The organism is Rhizobium sullae (assembly GCF_900169785.1).
GTDB classification, from domain to species: domain Bacteria; phylum Pseudomonadota; class Alphaproteobacteria; order Rhizobiales; family Rhizobiaceae; genus Rhizobium; species Rhizobium sullae.
On the sequence record NZ_FWER01000002.1, the window covers coordinates 147,780 to 166,417 of the forward strand.

Annotated in this window: 18 protein-coding genes; 9 read left to right on the plus strand and 9 right to left on the minus strand. The window is 59.9% G+C overall.

The genetic code is table 11. From position 1 onward, the window contains the following. Positions 1-27: 27 nt before the first annotated feature. From carB to BN1800_RS02580, 4 genes are all read left to right on the plus strand, one after another. Positions 28-3,513 (plus strand): carbamoyl-phosphate synthase large subunit, encoded by a 3,486-nt coding sequence (carB, locus tag BN1800_RS02565; protein WP_086994492.1) that lies wholly within the window; start codon positions 28-30, stop codon positions 3,511-3,513. 72 nt (positions 3,514-3,585) lie between these two features. Continuing rightward, positions 3,586-4,800, plus strand: a complete 1,215-nt coding sequence (locus BN1800_RS02570; protein WP_086994161.1) for a T6SS phospholipase effector Tle1-like catalytic domain-containing protein — start codon at positions 3,586-3,588, stop codon at positions 4,798-4,800. A 239-nt stretch (positions 4,801-5,039) separates the two neighbouring features. Continuing rightward, positions 5,040-5,516, plus strand: coding sequence for a transcription elongation factor GreA (gene greA / locus BN1800_RS02575; protein WP_027508456.1), 477 nt, complete (start codon positions 5,040-5,042; stop codon positions 5,514-5,516). Between the two features lie 39 nt (positions 5,517-5,555). Further along, entirely contained in the window at positions 5,556-6,596 is a 1,041-nt protein-coding gene (locus BN1800_RS02580; protein WP_086994495.1) for a glycosyltransferase family 4 protein, read from the plus strand. A 21-nt stretch (positions 6,597-6,617) separates the two neighbouring features. Here BN1800_RS02580 and BN1800_RS02585 read toward each other — a convergent pair whose 3' ends face one another. The 5 genes from BN1800_RS02585 to BN1800_RS02605 form a co-directional block, all read right to left on the minus strand. After that, positions 6,618-7,640, minus strand: coding sequence for a glycosyltransferase (locus BN1800_RS02585; protein ID WP_086994164.1), 1,023 nt, complete (start codon positions 7,638-7,640; stop codon positions 6,618-6,620). Further along, positions 7,637-8,668, minus strand: coding sequence for a glycosyltransferase (locus tag BN1800_RS02590; RefSeq protein WP_086994166.1), 1,032 nt, complete (start codon positions 8,666-8,668; stop codon positions 7,637-7,639). The genes BN1800_RS02585 and BN1800_RS02590 overlap by 4 nt, the downstream gene beginning before the upstream one ends. A 15-nt stretch (positions 8,669-8,683) precedes the next feature. Then, positions 8,684-9,490, minus strand: coding sequence for a glycosyltransferase family 2 protein (locus BN1800_RS02595; RefSeq protein ID WP_244564422.1), 807 nt, complete (start codon positions 9,488-9,490; stop codon positions 8,684-8,686). Positions 9,491-9,571: 81 nt separating this feature from the next. Continuing rightward, positions 9,572-10,360 (minus strand): hypothetical protein, encoded by a 789-nt coding sequence (locus tag BN1800_RS02600; protein ID WP_086994168.1) that lies wholly within the window; start codon positions 10,358-10,360, stop codon positions 9,572-9,574. After that, a complete protein-coding gene (locus BN1800_RS02605; RefSeq protein WP_027508450.1) occupies positions 10,350-10,817 on the minus strand; it encodes an Lrp/AsnC family transcriptional regulator in 468 nt (155 codons plus the stop codon). The genes BN1800_RS02600 and BN1800_RS02605 overlap by 11 nt, the downstream gene beginning before the upstream one ends. 229 nt (positions 10,818-11,046) lie before the next feature. Between BN1800_RS02605 and trxB the strand changes: the two genes are divergently transcribed. The 5 genes from trxB (at position 11,047) to BN1800_RS02630 (ending at position 15,889) form a co-directional block, all read left to right on the plus strand. Further along, positions 11,047-12,021 (plus strand): thioredoxin-disulfide reductase, encoded by a 975-nt coding sequence (gene trxB, locus BN1800_RS02610; protein ID WP_027508449.1) that lies wholly within the window; start codon positions 11,047-11,049, stop codon positions 12,019-12,021. A gap of 23 nt (positions 12,022-12,044) precedes the next feature. After that, positions 12,045-12,941 (plus strand): LysR family transcriptional regulator VtlR, encoded by an 897-nt coding sequence (locus BN1800_RS02615; RefSeq protein ID WP_027508448.1) that lies wholly within the window; start codon positions 12,045-12,047, stop codon positions 12,939-12,941. Positions 12,942-13,488: 547 nt separating this feature from the next. Then, positions 13,489-13,782 (plus strand): ArsR/SmtB family transcription factor, encoded by a 294-nt coding sequence (locus tag BN1800_RS02620; RefSeq protein WP_086994171.1) that lies wholly within the window; start codon positions 13,489-13,491, stop codon positions 13,780-13,782. A gap of 106 nt (positions 13,783-13,888) precedes the next feature. Continuing rightward, positions 13,889-15,013 (plus strand): alkene reductase, encoded by a 1,125-nt coding sequence (locus BN1800_RS02625; protein ID WP_086994174.1) that lies wholly within the window; start codon positions 13,889-13,891, stop codon positions 15,011-15,013. 72 nt (positions 15,014-15,085) lie between these two features. After that, on the plus strand, positions 15,086-15,889 hold the full coding sequence (locus BN1800_RS02630) for an aminoglycoside phosphotransferase family protein (RefSeq protein ID WP_086994177.1): 804 nt from the start codon (positions 15,086-15,088) through the stop codon (positions 15,887-15,889). Positions 15,890-16,009: 120 nt separating this feature from the next. Here BN1800_RS02630 and BN1800_RS02635 read toward each other — a convergent pair whose 3' ends face one another. The 4 genes from BN1800_RS02635 to BN1800_RS02650 form a co-directional block, all read right to left on the minus strand. Continuing rightward, complete coding sequence (locus tag BN1800_RS02635) at positions 16,010-16,294, minus strand: DUF2188 domain-containing protein (RefSeq protein WP_027508444.1); 285 nt, start codon at positions 16,292-16,294, stop codon at positions 16,010-16,012. Between the two features lie 226 nt (positions 16,295-16,520). Next, positions 16,521-16,907 (minus strand): type II toxin-antitoxin system VapC family toxin, encoded by a 387-nt coding sequence (locus BN1800_RS02640; RefSeq protein WP_027508443.1) that lies wholly within the window; start codon positions 16,905-16,907, stop codon positions 16,521-16,523. Beyond that, entirely contained in the window at positions 16,904-17,170 is a 267-nt protein-coding gene (locus tag BN1800_RS02645; RefSeq protein ID WP_027508442.1) for a type II toxin-antitoxin system Phd/YefM family antitoxin, read from the minus strand. Before BN1800_RS02645 ends, BN1800_RS02640 begins: the two co-directional genes overlap by 4 nt. 100 nt (positions 17,171-17,270) lie before the next feature. After that, positions 17,271-18,473, minus strand: coding sequence for a pyridoxal phosphate-dependent aminotransferase (locus BN1800_RS02650; protein WP_086994181.1), 1,203 nt, complete (start codon positions 18,471-18,473; stop codon positions 17,271-17,273). Positions 18,474-18,638: the final 165 nt, after the last annotated feature.

The following is an 18,638-nucleotide window of genomic DNA, read 5'->3' on the forward strand; positions in this document are numbered from 1 at the left end:
TTTGCGCAGCTAGAAACGGATATCGCCATGCCGAAGCGCCAAGACATCAAATCGATCCTCATCATCGGCGCGGGACCGATCGTCATTGGCCAGGCTTGCGAATTTGACTATTCCGGCACCCAGGCCTGCAAGGCGCTGAAGGAGGAAGGCTACCGCGTCATCCTCGTCAACTCCAACCCGGCGACGATCATGACCGACCCAGGTCTCGCGGACGCGACCTATGTCGAGCCGATCACCCCGGAGGTCGTCGCCAAGATCATCGCCAAGGAGCGGCCGGACGCGCTGCTGCCGACCATGGGCGGCCAAACGGCGCTGAACACCGCTCTGTCGCTGAAGCGCATGGGTGTGCTCGACCGCTACAGTGTCGAGATGATCGGCGCCAAGCCGGCCGCAATCGATATGGCCGAAGACCGCGCCCTCTTCCGCGAAGCCATGGCCCGCATCGGGCTGGAAACGCCGCGCTCGATGCTGGCGAACGCCACAGACATCAAGGATACCGACCGCAAGACGCACGAGGCCGAACGCACGAAGCTGCGCGAAAGCCTCTCCCGCGCGGCATTGGACACTGCGCTGGACGAGCTAGAAAACCACTGGAACCTCGGCGAAAGCGACCGCAAGCAGCGCTATCTGAACCACGCCATGGCGATCGCCGCGCAGGCGCTCGACGACATCGGCCTGCCGGCCATCATCCGCCCGTCCTTCACGCTCGGCGGCACCGGCGGCGGCATTGCCTACAACCGTTCAGAATTCTTCGACATCGTCAGCGGCGGTCTCGATGCGTCTCCGACGACCGAGGTCCTGATCGAGGAGTCGGTCCTCGGCTGGAAGGAATATGAAATGGAAGTCGTCCGCGACAAGGCGGACAACTGCATCATCATTTGCTCGATCGAGAACATCGATCCGATGGGCGTCCATACGGGCGACTCGATAACCGTCGCGCCGGCGCTGACGCTGACCGACAAGGAATACCAGATCATGCGCAACGCCTCGATCGCGGTGCTGCGCGAGATCGGCGTCGAAACCGGCGGCTCGAACGTGCAGTTCGCCGTCAATCCGAAAGACGGCCGCCTCGTCGTCATCGAGATGAACCCGCGCGTGTCGCGCTCCTCCGCGCTTGCGTCGAAGGCCACCGGCTTCCCAATCGCCAAGGTCGCCGCCAAGCTCGCGATCGGCTATACGCTCGATGAGCTGGAAAACGACATCACCGGCGGCGCAACGCCTGCGTCGTTCGAACCCTCGATCGACTACGTCGTCACCAAGATCCCGCGCTTTGCCTTCGAGAAGTTCCCGGGCGCCTCGCCGGTCCTGACGACAGCGATGAAGTCCGTTGGCGAAGTCATGGCCATTGGCCGCACCTTCGCAGAATCGCTGCAGAAAGCGCTGCGCGGGCTGGAAACGGGTCTGACCGGCCTCGATGAAATCGAAATCCCCGACGTCGAAGAGGGCGAATCCAGCCAGAACGCCATCCGCGCCGCCATCGGCACGCCGACGCCTGATCGCCTGCGCATGGTCGCCCAGGCGCTTCGCCAGGGAATGAGCGAGGCCGAAGTCCATGAGGGCTCCAAGATCGATCCTTGGTTCATCGCCCAGTTCAAGGCAATCGTCGATATGGAGGCCCGTATCCGCGAGCATGGCTTGCCGGCGGATGCCGCGAACCTGCGCATGCTGAAGGCCATGGGCTTCTCGGACGCGCGCCTCGCGACGCTGACGGGCAAGCGTCCGAAGGAAGTGGCGGAATTTCGCAACAGTCTGAATGTCCGCCCGGTCTTCAAGCGCATCGACACCTGCGCCGCCGAATTCGCCTCGCCGACTGCTTACATGTACTCGACCTACGAGACGCCTTTTGTCGGCGTCGCGCGCTCCGAAGCGCAGGTCTCGGACCGCAAGAAGGTCGTCATCCTCGGCGGCGGCCCGAACCGCATCGGTCAGGGCATCGAGTTTGATTATTGCTGCTGCCACGCCGCCTTCGCGCTGAAGGATGCGGGTTATGAAGCGATCATGATCAACTGCAACCCGGAGACGGTCTCGACCGACTACGACACGTCAGACCGCCTCTATTTTGAGCCGCTGACGGCCGAAGACGTGATCGAAATCCTGCGCGCCGAGCAGGAAAAGGGCGAAGTCGTCGGTGTCATCGTCCAGTTCGGGGGCCAGACGCCGCTAAAGCTTGCCGAAGCGCTGGAGAAGAACGGCATCCCGATCCTCGGCACCGCACCGGATGCGATCGACCTTGCCGAAGACCGCGACCGTTTCCAGAAGCTCCTGATGAAGCTCGACCTCAACCAGCCGAACAACGGCATCGCCTACTCGGTTGAGCAGGCCCGCCTCGTCGCCGCCGAAATCGGCTTTCCGCTGGTCGTGCGCCCGTCCTACGTCCTAGGCGGCCGTGCCATGCAGATCATCCATTCGGAATCGATGCTGCAGGCCTATCTGCTCGACACGGTTCCGGAATTGGTTCCGGAAGACATCAAGCAGCGCTATCCGAACGACAAGACCGGCCAGATCAACACGCTGCTCGGCAAGAACCCGTTGCTCTTCGACAGTTATCTGACGAATGCCATCGAGGTCGACGTCGACTGCCTGTCAGACGGTACGGATGTCTATGTCGCGGGTATCATGGAACACATCGAGGAAGCAGGCATCCACTCCGGCGACTCGGCCTGCTCGCTGCCGCCGCGCTCGCTGTCGGCGGACTTGCTCGACGAGCTCGAGCGCCAGGCGAAGGCCATGGCGAAGGCGCTGAGGGTCGGCGGTCTAATGAACGTGCAGTTCGCCATCAAAGATGGCACCGTCTACGTACTCGAAGTCAACCCGCGCGCCTCACGCACCGTGCCGTTCGTGGCAAAGACCATCGGTGCGCCGATCGCCAAGATCGCTGCCCGCGTCATGGCCGGCGAGAAGCTGGATGCGGCCTTCGCAGCCTACGGCGAAAAGCCCGATCCGCGCGCCCTGAAGCACATTGCCGTCAAGGAAGCCGTCTTCCCCTTCGCCCGCTTCCCGGGCGTCGATACGCTGCTTGGGCCGGAAATGCGGTCGACCGGGGAGGTCATCGGCCTTGACACCGATTTCGCTCTTGCTTTCGCCAAGTCGCAACTCGGCGCCGGTGTCGAACTGCCGCGCGACGGGACGGTCTTCGTCTCAGTTCGTGATCACGACAAGCCGCGCGTCCTGCCTGCGATCCGTGTTCTCGTAGGCGAAGGCTTCAAGGTACTTGCCACCGGCGGCACGCAACGGTTCCTGGCTGAAAACGGCATCGAAGCGACGAAGATCAACAAGGTGCTCGAGGGCCGGCCACACATCGAGGATGCGATTCGCAACCGCCAGGTCCAGCTCGTCATCAACACGACGGACGGCAACAAGGCGATCTCCGACTCGAAGTCGCTCCGCCGTGCGACGCTGATGCAGAAGGTGCCCTATTACACGACGATGGCGGGTGCTGAAGCCGCCGCACAGGCGATCAAGGCGTTGAAGGCGGGCAATCTCGAAGTCCGCCCGCTGCAGAGCTATTTCTGAGTATTAGACGACCGGAAGTTGCCGCAAAATCTCTCTGATGTTACCTTTTCGGCGGTACATCCGGAGCGGTTGATGGCAAAGAACATCGTCATTCTGTTCGATGGCACGTCGAACGAGATTTCGGCCGACCGGACCAATATTGTCAGATTGTTCGGCACCCTGAAACGCTCGGATGAGCAGATCGTCTATTATGATCCAGGCATCGGCACGTTCGGCGCGGCGAATGCCTGGTCGAGGCTGCTTCGCAAATCCTATGAGGTTTTCGGACTTGCCACCGGCTGGGGCCTCGACCAGAACGTCAAGGAAGCCTACCGTTTCCTAGTCGAGACCTACGATCGCGGCCCGCCTGACGCCGATGGGCGGCATTCCGGCCGCGACCGCATCTACATCTTCGGCTTTAGCCGCGGCGCCTATTCGGCGCGTGTCCTGGCAGGCTTTATCCATGCCTTCGGTCTGACAAGCCGATATCATCTCAACCTGCTCGATTATGCCTACAGAACCTACAAGGGAATTCCCGCGCAGGAAGAGAAAGCCGGCGGCGCTGCAGAGGATAGCGGCGACGATACCTCCTCTGCTTTCGCGGCCATGCGTCTCTACGAACGCATGCTCAGAAACGATCGCCCGCCGATCAAGCTGCTTGGTCTTTTCGATACGGTGACCTCAGTGATCGAAGCAGGGAAATGGCTTCCGCAATTCAAGACCCACCCTTTCACCCGCAAGAACCCGAGTGTCGAATGGGTGCGGCACGCGGTCGCCATCGATGAGCGGCGGACCATGTTCCAACCGGAGATCTGGGAGCGAGACCAGGAATATTGGGGCCGCCCGTTCCGGCCAAAGACGCCGGCAAAGCAGAATTTCAAGGAAGTGTGGTTTGCCGGCGTCCACGGCGATATCGGCGGCGGCTATCCGGAAGCGCAAAGCGGAGCCGTCAAGATTCCCCTCGCCTGGATGATAGAGGAAACGCAGCCGGCCGGGCTCCTCTATCGCACCCGCACCGTCAACGACATCGTACTCGGCAAGAACCACAAAAAATATGTGCCGCTGAACTCCAGTGCTCCGCTCCATGATTCGATGACCGCCGGATGGAAAATCCTTGAATACATCCCTCGGCGCGTGCCGGAAAATTCCTGGCGCAAGCGCGGCAACCGGAATGCCATCTATCTCCCTCTGAGCGACCAGCGCTTCATTCCTGACGACGCGTTGATCCATATTTCGGTCAAGGAGCGGAAGGATGCCGGCGCCTACAATCCGCCGAACCTGCCTGCAAATCCCGTCTTTGTCCCTTAATGGTTGAATCATTCTTTGATCCGACTCACCCGTTCCAGGGCAGCCCAATCGGGAACGCTGGCCGAGAGCGGGCGGTTAGCGGGCAGCGCGCCACATTACGAATTTTATGGAAATCGGCGGCAACGATCTGCTATAAGCGAGTGATTAGGATTATTGCACGGTTCCGAAGTCCCCTTCGGGACCTGTTTTCTTTTGTGTCGCTGCCTGACTATAGGACACGAAGATCAAAGGACAGGAAAATGGTTGATAAGGTTCCGATGACACAGGGTGGTTTCGTCAAGCTGCAGGAAGAACTGCGCTGGCGTCAGCAGGAGGAGCGCCCGCGTATCATCGAAGCGATCGCCGAAGCCCGTGCTCATGGCGATCTTTCGGAAAACGCCGAATATCACGCAGCCAAGGAAGCGCAGAGCCACAACGAGGGCCGCATCAGCGAGCTCGAAGACCTCACGGCGCGCGCCGAAGTGATCGACCTTGCGAAGATGTCCGGCGACAAGATCAAATTCGGCGCCAGGGTCAAGCTCGTCGACGAGGACACCGAGGAAGAAAAGACCTACCAGATCGTCGGCGATCAGGAGGCCGACGTAAGGGCCGGCCGCATTTCCATCTCCTCCCCGATCGCCCGCGCACTCATCGGCAAGGTTGTCGGCGATTCCATCGAGGTCATCGCACCGGGCGGCTCCAAAGCCTACGAAGTCCTGTCGATCTCCTGGGGTTGATAGCCTGTGGCGGAAACGGTCAAGCCGGCCGCGATAGATATAGCTGACGTCGAAATCATCGCGCCGAACTTCAAGCAGCGATTATCCGGCGTCACGTCGACGATCGTCCAGCTGGTTCCCTGCCAGATCAAACTCGGCATCAAGATCGCAACGCTCGGCCCCGGCCTGCCGGACGGCCTTCCGAAGTTGTCGTGGAGCCAGCTTCTTTCCGCCTGGCGTCCGCCTGCTGGACGCCAGCAGCGTGTTTGGCACGCACGCCGCAACAATGAAATGGCCGCGGGCGTCGTGCTGCGGCATATGTTCCGCATGCCGCTAAAGCTGCTGTTCACGTCGGCCGCGCAGCGCCGGCATACCGCCTATACGCGCTGGTTGATCCGCCGGATGGACGCCGTCGTTGCGACCAATGCCCGATCAGGGTCCTTTCTTGAGGTGCCGCACACCGTGATCCGCCACGGCATCGACCTGGAACTTTTCCATCCGCCACAAACCGCCGAGGACAGCACCGAGGCCACTAGCCTGCCCGGCAAGTATCTCATCGGCTGCTTCGGTCGCATCAGGCACCAAAAAGGCACCGACCTCTTCGTGCGGTCGATGATCGAACTGTTGCCGGAACATCCGGAGTGGACGGCAGTGATCTCCGGCCGGGTAGCGGCGGAGCATACCGCTTTTGCCGACAAATTGAAGGCTGATATCGCCGCCGCCGGTCTCGCCGACCGGATCGTCTTTCTGGGCGAAGTGCCAGACATCAAGGTCTGGTATCGCCGGCTCACCCTCTATGTCGCTCCTTCCCGCAACGAAGGTTTCGGGCTGACGCCGTTGGAGGCCATGGCATCAAAGACGGCAGTCGTTGCGTCGGATGCCGGGGCCTATGCCGAAATGATCGAGGAAGGAATGAACGGCAACATCGTTCCGGCCGGCGACGGCGAAGCCCTCACCAGGGCAGTCGCCCCCTACCTTGCCGATCCGCAAAAGGCCCTCGCCCATGGCGAGGCGGCGCTCGCGCATGTGCGGGCGCATTTCGCGCTGGAAGGCGAAGCGAAAGCATTGAAGGCTGTCTATGAGGATCTTCTGCGCCGGTAAAGTAGCCGTCAATTCTATCGGCTACGGCTTGCGCTTGAAAAGTTCGAGATAGGCATTGGCAATCGCATCTTCCGAGAACTGGCTCATCAGCGTCGCGTAGCCGCCCGCCGCCACCTTGGCCGCCAAAACCGAATCATTGATCAGCCGCTCGATCGCGCTCGCGAAGCCATCGGCATCGCCGATGTCGACAAGAAGCCCGTTCTCGCCGTCGTGCATAAACCAACTCGGCCCCTCCGACCGGCTCGAAACCACCGGCTTGTGCTGCGCCCAGGCTTCAAGGATGACGTTGCCGAGCGGCTCATGGTTCGACGGCATCACGAAAATATCGGCGGCCGCCACAAACGGCCGCGTATCCTTTTGCCAGCCGAGGAAGCGCATGCGATTGGTTACACCGAGATCGGCCGCAACCTTCTCGACATTCTTCCGCTCCTCGCCGTCCCCGGCAAGCCAGAGATAAACGCCCGGCAGCTTGGCAACGGCAGCCGTCAGCAAAGCGAATTCCTTGCGTGGAACGAACCGCCCCATGGACATCACGACGGGAGCATCTTCCGGTGTCTTAAGCGCCGCCCGATCGACGGGCGCGACGCGCTCCGTATCCGTGAAATTGGAAATCACCTCGACGCCGCGCGTCCAGCCCAGTTCGCGCACATGCTGGCCGATGCCGGGCGTATTGCAGACGATGACGTCGGTATTCTTGAAATGGCGGAGATTGGTCGGGTAGTCCCCCAGACGGGAAATCTTGATACAGCCTCTGTAATCCGGCATTAACTCGCTCGCCCGCTGCGCCCAGGCGACCAAGGCATCCGGCTCTTGGGTCCGCGCCATGCGGGCCGCCTTCATTGGAAGAAGCAGGCGGTCCAATGACAGGTTGCGGAAATTGCTTTCAGTTATGTTCGTGACAGCTTCGATATCCTTGCGCCACAGCCTGTTCGGCCGAATGATGGCCGTCTGTTCGACATCACGCCGCGCCAGTGCATTGACCAAATGCACGAAGAAACGCTCGGCGCCGCCATCCTTGCCGAAATGAAAATGCAGGACCTTCATGGTGCTCTCGAACCGGTCTCGAAGAGGCGAAGATAGGCGTTGGTGATCGCCTCTTCGGAAAAGCGCTCGCGAAGCGTCCGCCATCCGCCGTCCTTGAGATGCTCGCGCAGCGCAGGATCGTCGCGCAGGCGCATGATGGCCTTCGCCAACCCATCGACGTCGCCGCAATCGGTCATAACGGCATCTTCGCCGTCGGTCATCACCCATGAAGGACCTTCGGCGCGCGATGAGATCGTCGGTTTTCCCGCGCCCCACCCTTCGAGGCAGACATTCCCCAAAGGCTCATGCAGCGATGTGATCGCAAAGGCATCGGCAGCCGCGAGATAGGGATAAGCGTTGGTCTGCCAACCGGCAAAACGGACCCGGTCGCGCAAACCCAGCTGATCGGTGAGGGCTTCCAGGTTTTCCCGTTCCGGCCCGTCCCCGAGGAGCCAAAGATGGGTATTCTCGACCTTCGCCATAGCCCGAATGATCACGTCGAAGCCCTTGCGCTTGACGAAGCGGCCCATCGCCATGACAACAAATGCGTTCTCCGGCGTCTGCAGGGCATCCCGGGAAATCGGCGCGCTCGGCGTGGAACGCGTAAAGTTGGCTATAACCTCGACGCCGCCCGTCCAGCCGAATTCCCGCACCTTGGCGGCAATATCCGGCGTGATGCAGACGAGGGTTTGTGAATTCGTGTAGTAGCCTAAATGTTCAGGGTAATCCCCAAGGCGGGAAATACGCCGGGCCTTGTTGTAGTTCGGCATGAAGCGGCTCGCGCGCAGCTGCCAGGTCATGATCACGTCAGGTTGGAATTCTTTCAGGATGCCGCGCATGCGAGCAGACAGGACGAAACGTGACAGCGATATCCTGCGGAAGATTCCTTCGTAGACCGTGCCGCAACTTTCGACATCCTTCTTCCAGCTCCGGTCCGGACGAATGAGCATCCGCTGCTCCACGCCCCGGTCGGAGAGAGCGTTCACGAGATTGACGAAGAAGCGCTCGGCTCCCCCCTCTTTGCCAAAATGGATATGCATGACCTTCATGAGCGGTTCCCGACCCTATCGTTGTTTCGCGTCGTCGATATTCGGACGCCGCTTCAGCGCTTGCCGTTGGTAGATCTTCGCCTGCGTGAGAAACGCATAAACAGCTCCCGTCATCGCCTCTATGAAGCCTGACGCACCGCAGCGCCACAGGCCGTTTTTGAAATAGAGACGGAGAAAATAGAGCGGAGGGCTGAAGACAAGGCCGGAAAACCGCGCTGTCCTGCCGGCTGCGACCTGCTGGTCCGCCTTCAGTGTCGAATACTTGTTTTCCTTGAGAATTTGCTCGTCAATGATCAGCGGGCGGTAGTGAAGCAGACTGCCGCTCTTTGCCTTTTCCACCCGCCCGTCGGGCACGATGCCCTCATGCACGGCCTGGCCTAGGTCGTAGCCGCCCCTGCCCTTGCGGATAAGGCGGAGGTTCTTGCGTTCAAGCACATTTTCCGGCGTGTAGCCATAGCCGATCAGGTAAGGCCGCCGCGCCACACGCCAGCCGACGATCTCTTCCGGCCCTGCGATCAATTCCGGCAGCAGCTTGCGCAACGGTGCATCAAGCCGCTCGTCGGAATCGATGTTGAAGCACCACGGCTGGCTGCATTGCTCCAGCGCGAACTGCTTCTGCCCGGCATAGCCATGCCATGCCTCATGAAACAGCGTGATCGGCCAGCCCTTGTCGATATAGGACTGCACGAGCCCAACTGTCCCGTCCGTTGATCCGGAGTCGACGATGACGATCTCCGAAAATTCGGCCAGTGACTCTATACACCCACCCAGGAACTGCTCTTCGTTCTGGCAGATAATAAAGGCGGAGATCGGCAGCTTCAAAAGAGTAGTCCCCAAAAGAAAGAATGTGCAGTTCGCCCCTATGGCTCCTGTTGTCGTGGCTGCTAGGCGCCGGCGAGCAAGCTATTTTGACAACCAAGCCGAAGCATCATCGACAACGACTTTCTCAATTCCCATTCTGTCTCGCCAAACTCGGCCGGTATCCTCGGCGACACAATACCCGGACTTTCCGACATACAGCCGATTCCGAAATTTGGAGACATATTGCATCAGTTGCGGGTTTCGCAGTGAACGAACCTGCTTCTCCGGATCGAGGGTCTCGTCCAGCAGTTTGCCCCAACCGCGCGCGAAGTCTCCCCGAAGAAAAGCAGGACTCGTCGTGAAGTTCGGATACTTGAGCCTTATCGGAAGGTCGAATCCCAGAAATCGGTAATTCTTTCTGGCGTAATGGAACATCCCCCGGCGCTCAACGCTCCAGTTCTTTTCCTTCGTCATCAGCGAGACCTGAGAGACGCTTTTCTCCCCAAAAAGGTCCAAAATTCCAGCCGGAATCTCCTCCAGAAGCTCCCAATCATCCTCCATGTGAAAAACGAAATCTGCTTCACTGTTCAGCCAGAGGCGTTTCACGGCAGCCGCAAAGCCCGGCACAGGCGGTGCATAGACGATCGCTTGCGGATAGAAGCTTTTCAGCACCTCGATGCAGTTGCGCTCATCTTCTTCATCGCCCCATAGCTTATCGACATTCATCGAAACGCGCGAAAAGCTGAAGTTCTTGAACATTTTCTCGTTGAAGCTTTGAAGCGTTGCGCGAAGCAACTCGGGCCGGCGCGTCGCTACGATGGTCAACTCTATGCTCACAAAAATCTCCTGATTATCGGCACTGCCCGAACCGGGATCATTGTCAAACCTCAACCAGCCCCAGCCTCTTCACTTGCCGGATCGTCAGCATCGTGCGCACCGTGTCGACATGCTCGTTGGCGGTCAGTACTTCGATGACGAAATCCTGGAAGCGAGTCAGGTTTTCTGCGACGCAATGCAGCAGAAAATCGCTGTCGCCGGAGACCATCCAGGCCTGGCGCACCAGCGGCCAGTTTGAAGTGGCGGCGGCAAAGGCCTTGAGGTTGGTTTCGGATTGATGCTTGAGGCCGACCATGCAGAAGGCGACGAGGTCGAAGCCGAGCTTCGGACTGTTCAGCATCGCATGATAGCCCTCAATCACCCCGGCCTCTTCGAGCTTACGGACACGCCGCAGACAGGGCGGAGCCGAAATGCCCACGCGGTCGGCGAGCTCCACGTTCGTCATCCGGCCGTTGGCCTGGAGTTCCCGCAAGATCTTTATGTCGATGACGTCGAGTTCGGCGCGAACCACCGCATTGCCTTTCTTTAATTTTCCGGAGGCAGCTTCTATATAAAGCGGCGGAATACGCAAGAATCTTTCGCCCGCATGACCGAATCTTACACAGGCGGGCGCAATGCCTTGTTGGTAATGCAAGGCTGCCCTTGAATAATAGCATTGGTCGTTCATAAATGGCTGAGGATCGCGATACGGCCGCATTCGCTCTTTAGCCGACGCCTCCCGCCAATCGAAAGGAAATGACATGTCCGCCCGCCATACCAAGGTGCTCATCATCGGCTCCGGTCCCGCCGGCTATACCGCCGCCGTCTATGCGGCGCGTGCGATGCTGAAGCCGGTTCTGATTGCCGGGATGGAGCAAGGCGGGCAGCTAATGATCACGACGGATGTCGAAAACTATCCGGGCTTTGCCGATCCGATCCAGGGCCCGTGGCTGATGGACCAGATGCTGCAGCAGGCCAAGCATGTCGGCGCCGAGATCGTCAGCGACATCGTCACCGAAGTCGAGATGAACCAGCGCCCCTTCGTGGCCCGCACAGACAGCGGCCAGGTCTGGACCGCCGATACGCTGATCATCGCGACGGGCGCCAAGGCGAAGTGGCTCGGCATCGAAAGCGAACAGCATTTCCAAGGCTTCGGCGTTTCTGCCTGCGCCACCTGCGACGGCTTCTTCTATCGCAACAAGGACGTCATCGTCGTTGGCGGCGGCAACAGCGCCGTCGAAGAAGCGCTTTATCTTTCCAACATCGCGAAGTCGGTGACGGTCGTGCATCGCCGCGATGCATTCCGCGCCGAAAAGATCCTGCAGGAGCGCCTGTTCTCGAAGGAGAACGTGAAGGTTCTCTGGAACACCGAAGTCGCCGAAATCACCGGCACGCCGGCCAAGCCGCCGATGCCGCCATCGGTTACCGGCGCGCGGCTGCGCGATACCCGCACCGGCGCCGTCAGCGACGTTGCCATCCACGGGGTCTTCGTGGCGATTGGCCATGCGCCGGCAACTGAACTTTTCAAGGGCAAGCTCAAGCTCAAGGACAACGGCTATCTCTGGACCGCTCCGGATTCCACCGCGACCAGCATAGACGGGGTTTATGCTGCGGGCGACGTGACGGACGATACCTTCCGGCAGGCGGTCACCGCCGCCGGCCTGGGATGCATGGCTGCCCTCGAAGCCGAACGTTATCTGACGGGCCACATGCCCGTCGCCGTGGCCGCGGAGTAAGATCGGCTATGAGGGGTGGGGGAATGCCATTGGATTGGGACAAGCTGCGTATCTTTCACGCAGCTGCCGAGGCCGGATCGTTCACGCATGCGGCCGACAAGCTGCATCTCTCCCAGTCCGCGATCAGCCGCCAGGTCAGCGCGCTGGAGCAGGACGTCGGCACCAAGCTCTTCCACCGCCATGCCCGCGGCCTGATCCTGACGGAACAGGGCGAACTGCTCTATCGCACCGCTCATGACGTGCTGCTGAAGCTCGAGACGGTGAAGATGCAGCTCACCGAGACGACGGAAACGCCATCCGGAAAGCTGCGCGTGACGACCACCGTCGGTCTCGGCCAGGGCTGGCTGACGGACAAGATCCAGGAGTTCATGCAGCTCTATCCGGACGTCCAGATCCAACTCATTCTCGACAACGAGGAATTGGACGTGAACATGCGCCACGCGGATTGCGCCATCCGCCTGCGCCAGCCGCAGCAGTCCGATCTCATTCAGCGCAAACTCTTCACCGTGCATATGCACGTCTATGCGGCCCCTTCCTATATCAACCGCTACGGCGAGCCTCAGTCGGTCGAGGATCTGGACAGTCACCGCATCATCACCTTCGGTGAACCCGCCCCCAGCTATCTTCTCGATGTGAACTGGCTGGAGATCGCCGGGCGCTCGTCTGACAACAAGCGGATTCCGCATCTCCAGATCAACAGCCAGACCTCGATCAAGCGCGCCTGCCTGCTTGGCATCGGCGTCGCCTGCATGCCGGATTACATCGTCGGACGCGACCCCGGCCTCATCCAGCTCGCGATCAACGCCGACGTACCCTCCTTCGACACCTATTTCTGCTATCCTGACGAAATCAAGAATGCCGCAAAGCTGAAGGCATTCCGCGATTTCATCGTCAGCAAGGCGAGAAACTGGAACTTCTGATTTCCCGTTTTTGTTCACTAAAATGCCGACCATGCAACCAACGCATGACTGGCATGCACAAAAGAGGGTTGCCGTTTGCTCAATTAAACACCATATCGCACTCAGCTGATGCACATGGTGGCTTTTCCTCCCAGTTCCACCGCATTGGCTGTTCCCCTCTGGAGGTTTTTGACCTTCACACCTTAAAGGGCCCCGAGCTTTCGGTGGCCCTCTTTTTTTGCCCATAATCGCTGCATTGCAGCATAATTTGTGCAGCGCATGGCAGGCATGCATAAAAATGCATTGAAAGATGCCCAGTAAAGCACCATATCGCCTATAGCTGATGCACTTCGGTGGTTTCTCTCCCAGTGCCACCGCATTAGCTGTTCCCCTCTGGAGGTTTTTGACCTTCACACCTTAAAGGGCCCCGAGCTTTCGGCGGCCCTCTTTTTTTGCCGAAAATTTAGGCGCCAGTCAAAACTGCGCAGCTCACGCCCTCGTGATTTGCATATCGGAAATTGACGATCCATGTATCGATAGAATTCGATTTATAGTTCGGTATTGGACGATGGACAGAGACGAAATCCTGAAGGCGCTTTCGCACCCGAAGCGGGTGGAAATCCTCAACTGGCTGAAAAATCCGAACGAGCATTTTGCTTCCCAGGAGCATCCCTTGGAGATGGGCGTCTGTGCCAGCCAATTCGAACGCTGCGGCCTTTCGCAATCGACCGTCTCCGCTCATCTTGCAACATTGAGCCGCGCCGGCCTGGTCACCACCAGGCGCGTCGGCCAATGGGTTTTCTACCGGCGCAACGAAGAAACGATCGCTGCCTTCCTCAAGCAATTAAGCCAGGATCTGTGATGGCCTGATCGGCCTCGGTGCCACTGCATTTTGCCAATCTCTCCGCCGGATCGAGTTGCCCCGCTCCGGCCGAGTGATCCTCCCGCCGAAACAAGAAAGGACTTCCATGAACAAGCTTTTCGAACCCGCGCAGATTGGCGACATTGCCGTCAGGAACCGCATCGTCATGGCACCGCTGACGCGCAATCGTTCACCGGGCGCGATTCCGAACGATCTGAACGTCGAATACTACCGCCAGCGCGCGACGGCCGGCCTCATCATCACAGAGGCAACTGCGATCACGCATCAGGGCCAAGGATACGCGGACGTTCCCGGCCTCTACAAGAAGGAAGCGCTCAACGGTTGGAAACGCGTGACAGATGCCGTGCACGCAGGCGGTGGCAAGATCGTCGTGCAGATGTGGCATGTTGGCCGCATCTCGCACACCACGCTGCAGCCGGACGGTGGCAAGCCGGTCTCCTCAACCAGCCGCGTTGCCAAGGCCAAGACCTACCTCGTCAATGCGGACGGCACCGGCTCCTTTGCCAATACCTCCGAGCCGCGTGCGCTCGAGACATCGGAGATCCCCGGCATCATCGAGGATTATCGCAAGGCCGCACGCGCGGCGATCGACGCAGGCTTCGATGGCGTCGAAATCCACGGTGCGAATGGCTATCTACTCGACCAGTTCCTGCGCGACGGCGTCAACGACCGAACCGACCAGTATGGCGGCTCGATCGAAAACCGCGCCCGCTTTACGTTCGAAGTGGTCGACGCGGTGACCAAGGAAATCGGCGCAGGCCGCACGGCGATCCGCATCTCGCCGGTCACCCCCGCAGGCGACAGCTATGATTCCGATCCGCAGACGCTCTTTGCCTATGTCGTAGAGGGCCTCGCCAAATATGACCTCGCCTATGTCCACGTTATCGAGGGCCAGACGGGTGGCGAGCGCGATTACACGCAGGGCACAAATCCCCCCTTCGATTACAAGGCTCTGCGCCAGACCTATGAAAAGGCCGGCGGCAAGGCGGGTTGGATGGTCAACAATGGTTACGACCGCGGCATGGCGATCGACGCCGCAGAAAGCGGTCGCGCCGATCTCGTCGCCTTCGGCAAGCCTTTTATCGCCAATCCGGATCTGGTCGAGCGCCTCAAGAAGAACCTGCCGCTCAACACGCCAGACCAGGCCACCTTCTACGGCGGCACCGCAAAGGGTTACATCGACTATCCGCTGCTCGAAAAGGTCGCCTGATCTCCAGCGTACCGGACGAAATCCCGCCTCACGCGGGATTTCTTTTTCGACTGCTGCCGTTAGGATGCGGCCATGTTCGAATCCCATCTCCGCCGCTGGTCGCTGATACCGGACGGCGAACCGATCATCACCCATTCCAGCCACCTCCTGCCGGTCCTCTGGAGCGGCAGGCCGGCAATGCTCAAGAAGTCTCGTGACGAGGCCGAAAGGGCCGGCGGCGCGTTGATGCACTGGTGGGATGGTGACGGTGCCGCCAAGGTCTATGCCCATGATGACGAAGCCGTTCTGCTCGAGCGGGCGACCGGCAACCGCTCCCTATTCAAGATGGCGACGGACGGTGAAGACGACGAGGCTAGCCGCATCATCTGCCGCACGGTCGAAAGGCTGCATGCGCCACGACAAAAGCCCTTGCCCGAACTTGTTCCTCTTCGCCGCTGGTTCAGGGAACTGGAGCCCGCCGCGAAAACCTATGGCGGCGTGCTTGCCGAATGCAGCGCGATCGCCGAGACGCTGCTTGCCGATCCGCGCGATCCGGGCGTGCTGCACGGCGACATTCACCACAGCAACATTCTCGATTTTGAAGAGGACGGGTGGCTTGCGATCGACCCGAAGGGTCTATTCGGCGAACGCGGCTTCGACTATGCCAATACTTTCGCCAACGAAGATCTTCCGGCCGTCAGAATGCCGGGACGGCTGCAGCGTCAGCTTCGGATCGTTTGTGCCGAAACCGGCATGGAACCCAAACGCTTGCTCCAATGGATCGTCGCGTATTCCGGCCTGTCTGCGGCCTGGTTCCTCGGCGACAATATGAATACGTCTGCTGAAAGCCCGCTTGCCGTCGCGCGCATCGCGCTGGCGGAGTTGCAGCAAGCCTAGCGGCTTCCTTCAATAGAGGTCAGAGGAAGTTTCATCATGTGGCAGATCGTGCCGCGCGCGAGGGAGCCTGCGCTTGAATGCCGCGGGTTGATCAACACGATCGTCGAACGGACGCTCGGCTCAGGCACGAGGAAAGGCCTCGGCGGAACCGCCGCTCTTCCATTTGCTGTCGACGACTTCCGTCTCCGGCCGGTCGCCACCTTCGGCATATTCCTCATGCCATTTGCCCTTCTCGTCCTGCCAGCTGATCTCGGCGGAATCGCCGCCGACCTGCTGCTCGGCCGCGACGATGCGGGCTGCTTCCAGCGCCTCGGCATGCGAGGGGAACGCTTCGGAATAGACGTCTCCCAGCCGGTAAGCCCAGCCGCCGTCGTGGGGAACGACCTCGTAAACCACCTTGATCATGCACCTCTCCTCTTTTTTCAGTGGCCCGATTTATCGGCGATCAGCCGAAGGCTTCCGGACTGCATCCGGCTCCATCGCGGGCGGCAAGGCGAGAGTTATGAGGCACGCCGCGATTGCTTCCGGCTGACCAATTTTCGGCAGTATTCCATTAAATGCACAAGACTGCAAATTCACCCCGCACCTGCCCTGCCTGATACGGAAAATCATCGGCTGCCGAAGAGCGGGATCAGAATTTCAGGGCCAGCGGATGGTCAGCCAGTGCCCGGTCGATCGTCACAAGCCGCAGCCCTTCGATCTGGCATTGGGCAAGCAGAAGGCGGTCGAAGGGATCGCGGGTATCCGGCTCGGGATCGGCCGCGGTTATGACGTGGCTGACATCGATCCCAAGGAGCGACAATCCTATTTTCTGAAGAGATTGCGCCATCTCTTCAAGAGGCATACCGGGATCCAGCTTGCCTAGTCTTGCCTTGATCGCAGTTTCCCATAGGCTCGCGACACTCACAAATCCGACTGTTTGCGGCTCGCCTAACAAGGTCGTGACCACAGGAAATCGCTGTGCAACATCCTTTCGCAAGATCGCAAGCACGATATGCGTGTCGAGCAGCAGCCTCATGGTTCAGGCAGGGGCCTAAGGAGAAAATCCTCCGGCAAAGGATCGTCGAAATCGTCGGCTATGAAGGGCACGGGATTGGTAATGCCCTTCGACCGGAGGTAGGCTTGGCCAGCCTCCAAATTCAAACCGCCACGCGGCTTATGCGGGACGAGATCAAAGACCGGGCGGCCGTTTCGCGTCACGACAATCGTCTCCCCTTCCTCGACCTCGCGAGCGAGTTCAGTCAGGCGGTTCTTGGCATCGCGGATCGATACGGTTTTCATACGCCAAATGTAGCCACATGCAGCCACATCGTCAACGATCCTATAAAATAGAAAGGCCCGCCGTCGCTGACGAGCCTCTCTTCAATTTCTGCCAACTGCCTTACTTGCAGGCCGCGCAGAAGCGCTGGATGCGCTTGCAGGCCTCTTCGAGCAGGGCTTCCGAAGTCGCATAGGAAATGCGGAAGTTCGGGCCGAGGCCGAATGCCGAGCCGTGCACGACGGCGACGCCTTCGCTTTCGAGCAGTTCGGACACGAAATCTTCGTCGGTCTCGATGACCTTGCCCGAAGGCGTGGTCTTGCCGATCAGGCCGGCGCAGGACGGGTAGACATAGAAGGCGCCTTCCGGCGACGGGCAGACGATGCCTTTGGCCTGGTTCAGCATCGACACCACCAGATCGCGGCGGCCTTCGAAGATCTTCTTATTCACCGGGATGAAATCCTGCGTGCCGTTCAGCGCTTCGACGGCGGCCCACTGAGCGATCGAGGTGGCGCCCGAGGTCTGCTGGCCCTGGATCATGTCCATCGCTTTGATGAGCGGCAGCGGTCCGGCCGCATAGCCGATACGCCAGCCGGTCATTGCATAGGCCTTGGAGACGCCGTTCATGGTCAGCGTGCGGTCGTAGAGCTCAGGCTCGACTTCGACCGGCGTCACGAACTTGAAGTCGCCATAGGTCAGGTGCTCGTACATGTCGTCCGTCAGCACCCAGACATGCGGATGCTTGAGCAGCACATCGGTCAGCGCCTTGAGTTCCGCATGCGTATAGGCAGCACCCGACGGGTTCGACGGCGAGTTGAAGACGAACCACTTGGTCTTCGGCGTGATCGCCTTGTCGAGATCGGCCGCCTGGAGCTTGAAGTTGTTTTCCTGCGTCGCCGAGACGATGACGGGTGTGCCGCCGCAAAGCGCCACCATCTCCGGATAGGACACCCAGTAAGGCGCCGGGATGACGACTTCATCGCCCGGATTCAGCGTCGCCATGAAGGCATTGAACAGGATCTGCTTGCCGCCGGTGCCGACGATCGTCTGCTCCCAGGAATATTCCAGGCCGTTCTCGCGCTTGAACTTCGCGGCGATCGCCTTGCGTAGCTCCGGGATACCGGAAACCGGCGTGTATTTCGTCTCGCCGCGATTGATAGCGTCGATGGCGGCCTTCTTGATATTGTCCGGCGTATCGAAGTCCGGCTCGCCGGCGCCAAGTCCGATCACATCGCGCCCCTTGGCTTTCAGCTCGCGCGCTTTCTGGGAGACGGCGATGGTGGCTGAAGGCTTCACACGGGAAAGAGCATCGGCAAGAAAGGCCATGATAACGGTCCTCTACGGTTGAAACGGGCAGAAGGCCGGGACCGGAGTTCTGCGGTTAGCTCTATGTCCAATGTGCAGCAGCATTTCAAGCGCAAAGGCGTGATGGTGCCAATGATTCTTATTGATCATTGGCCACGCGCGGCGGCGCAAGCATGAATCACTTTG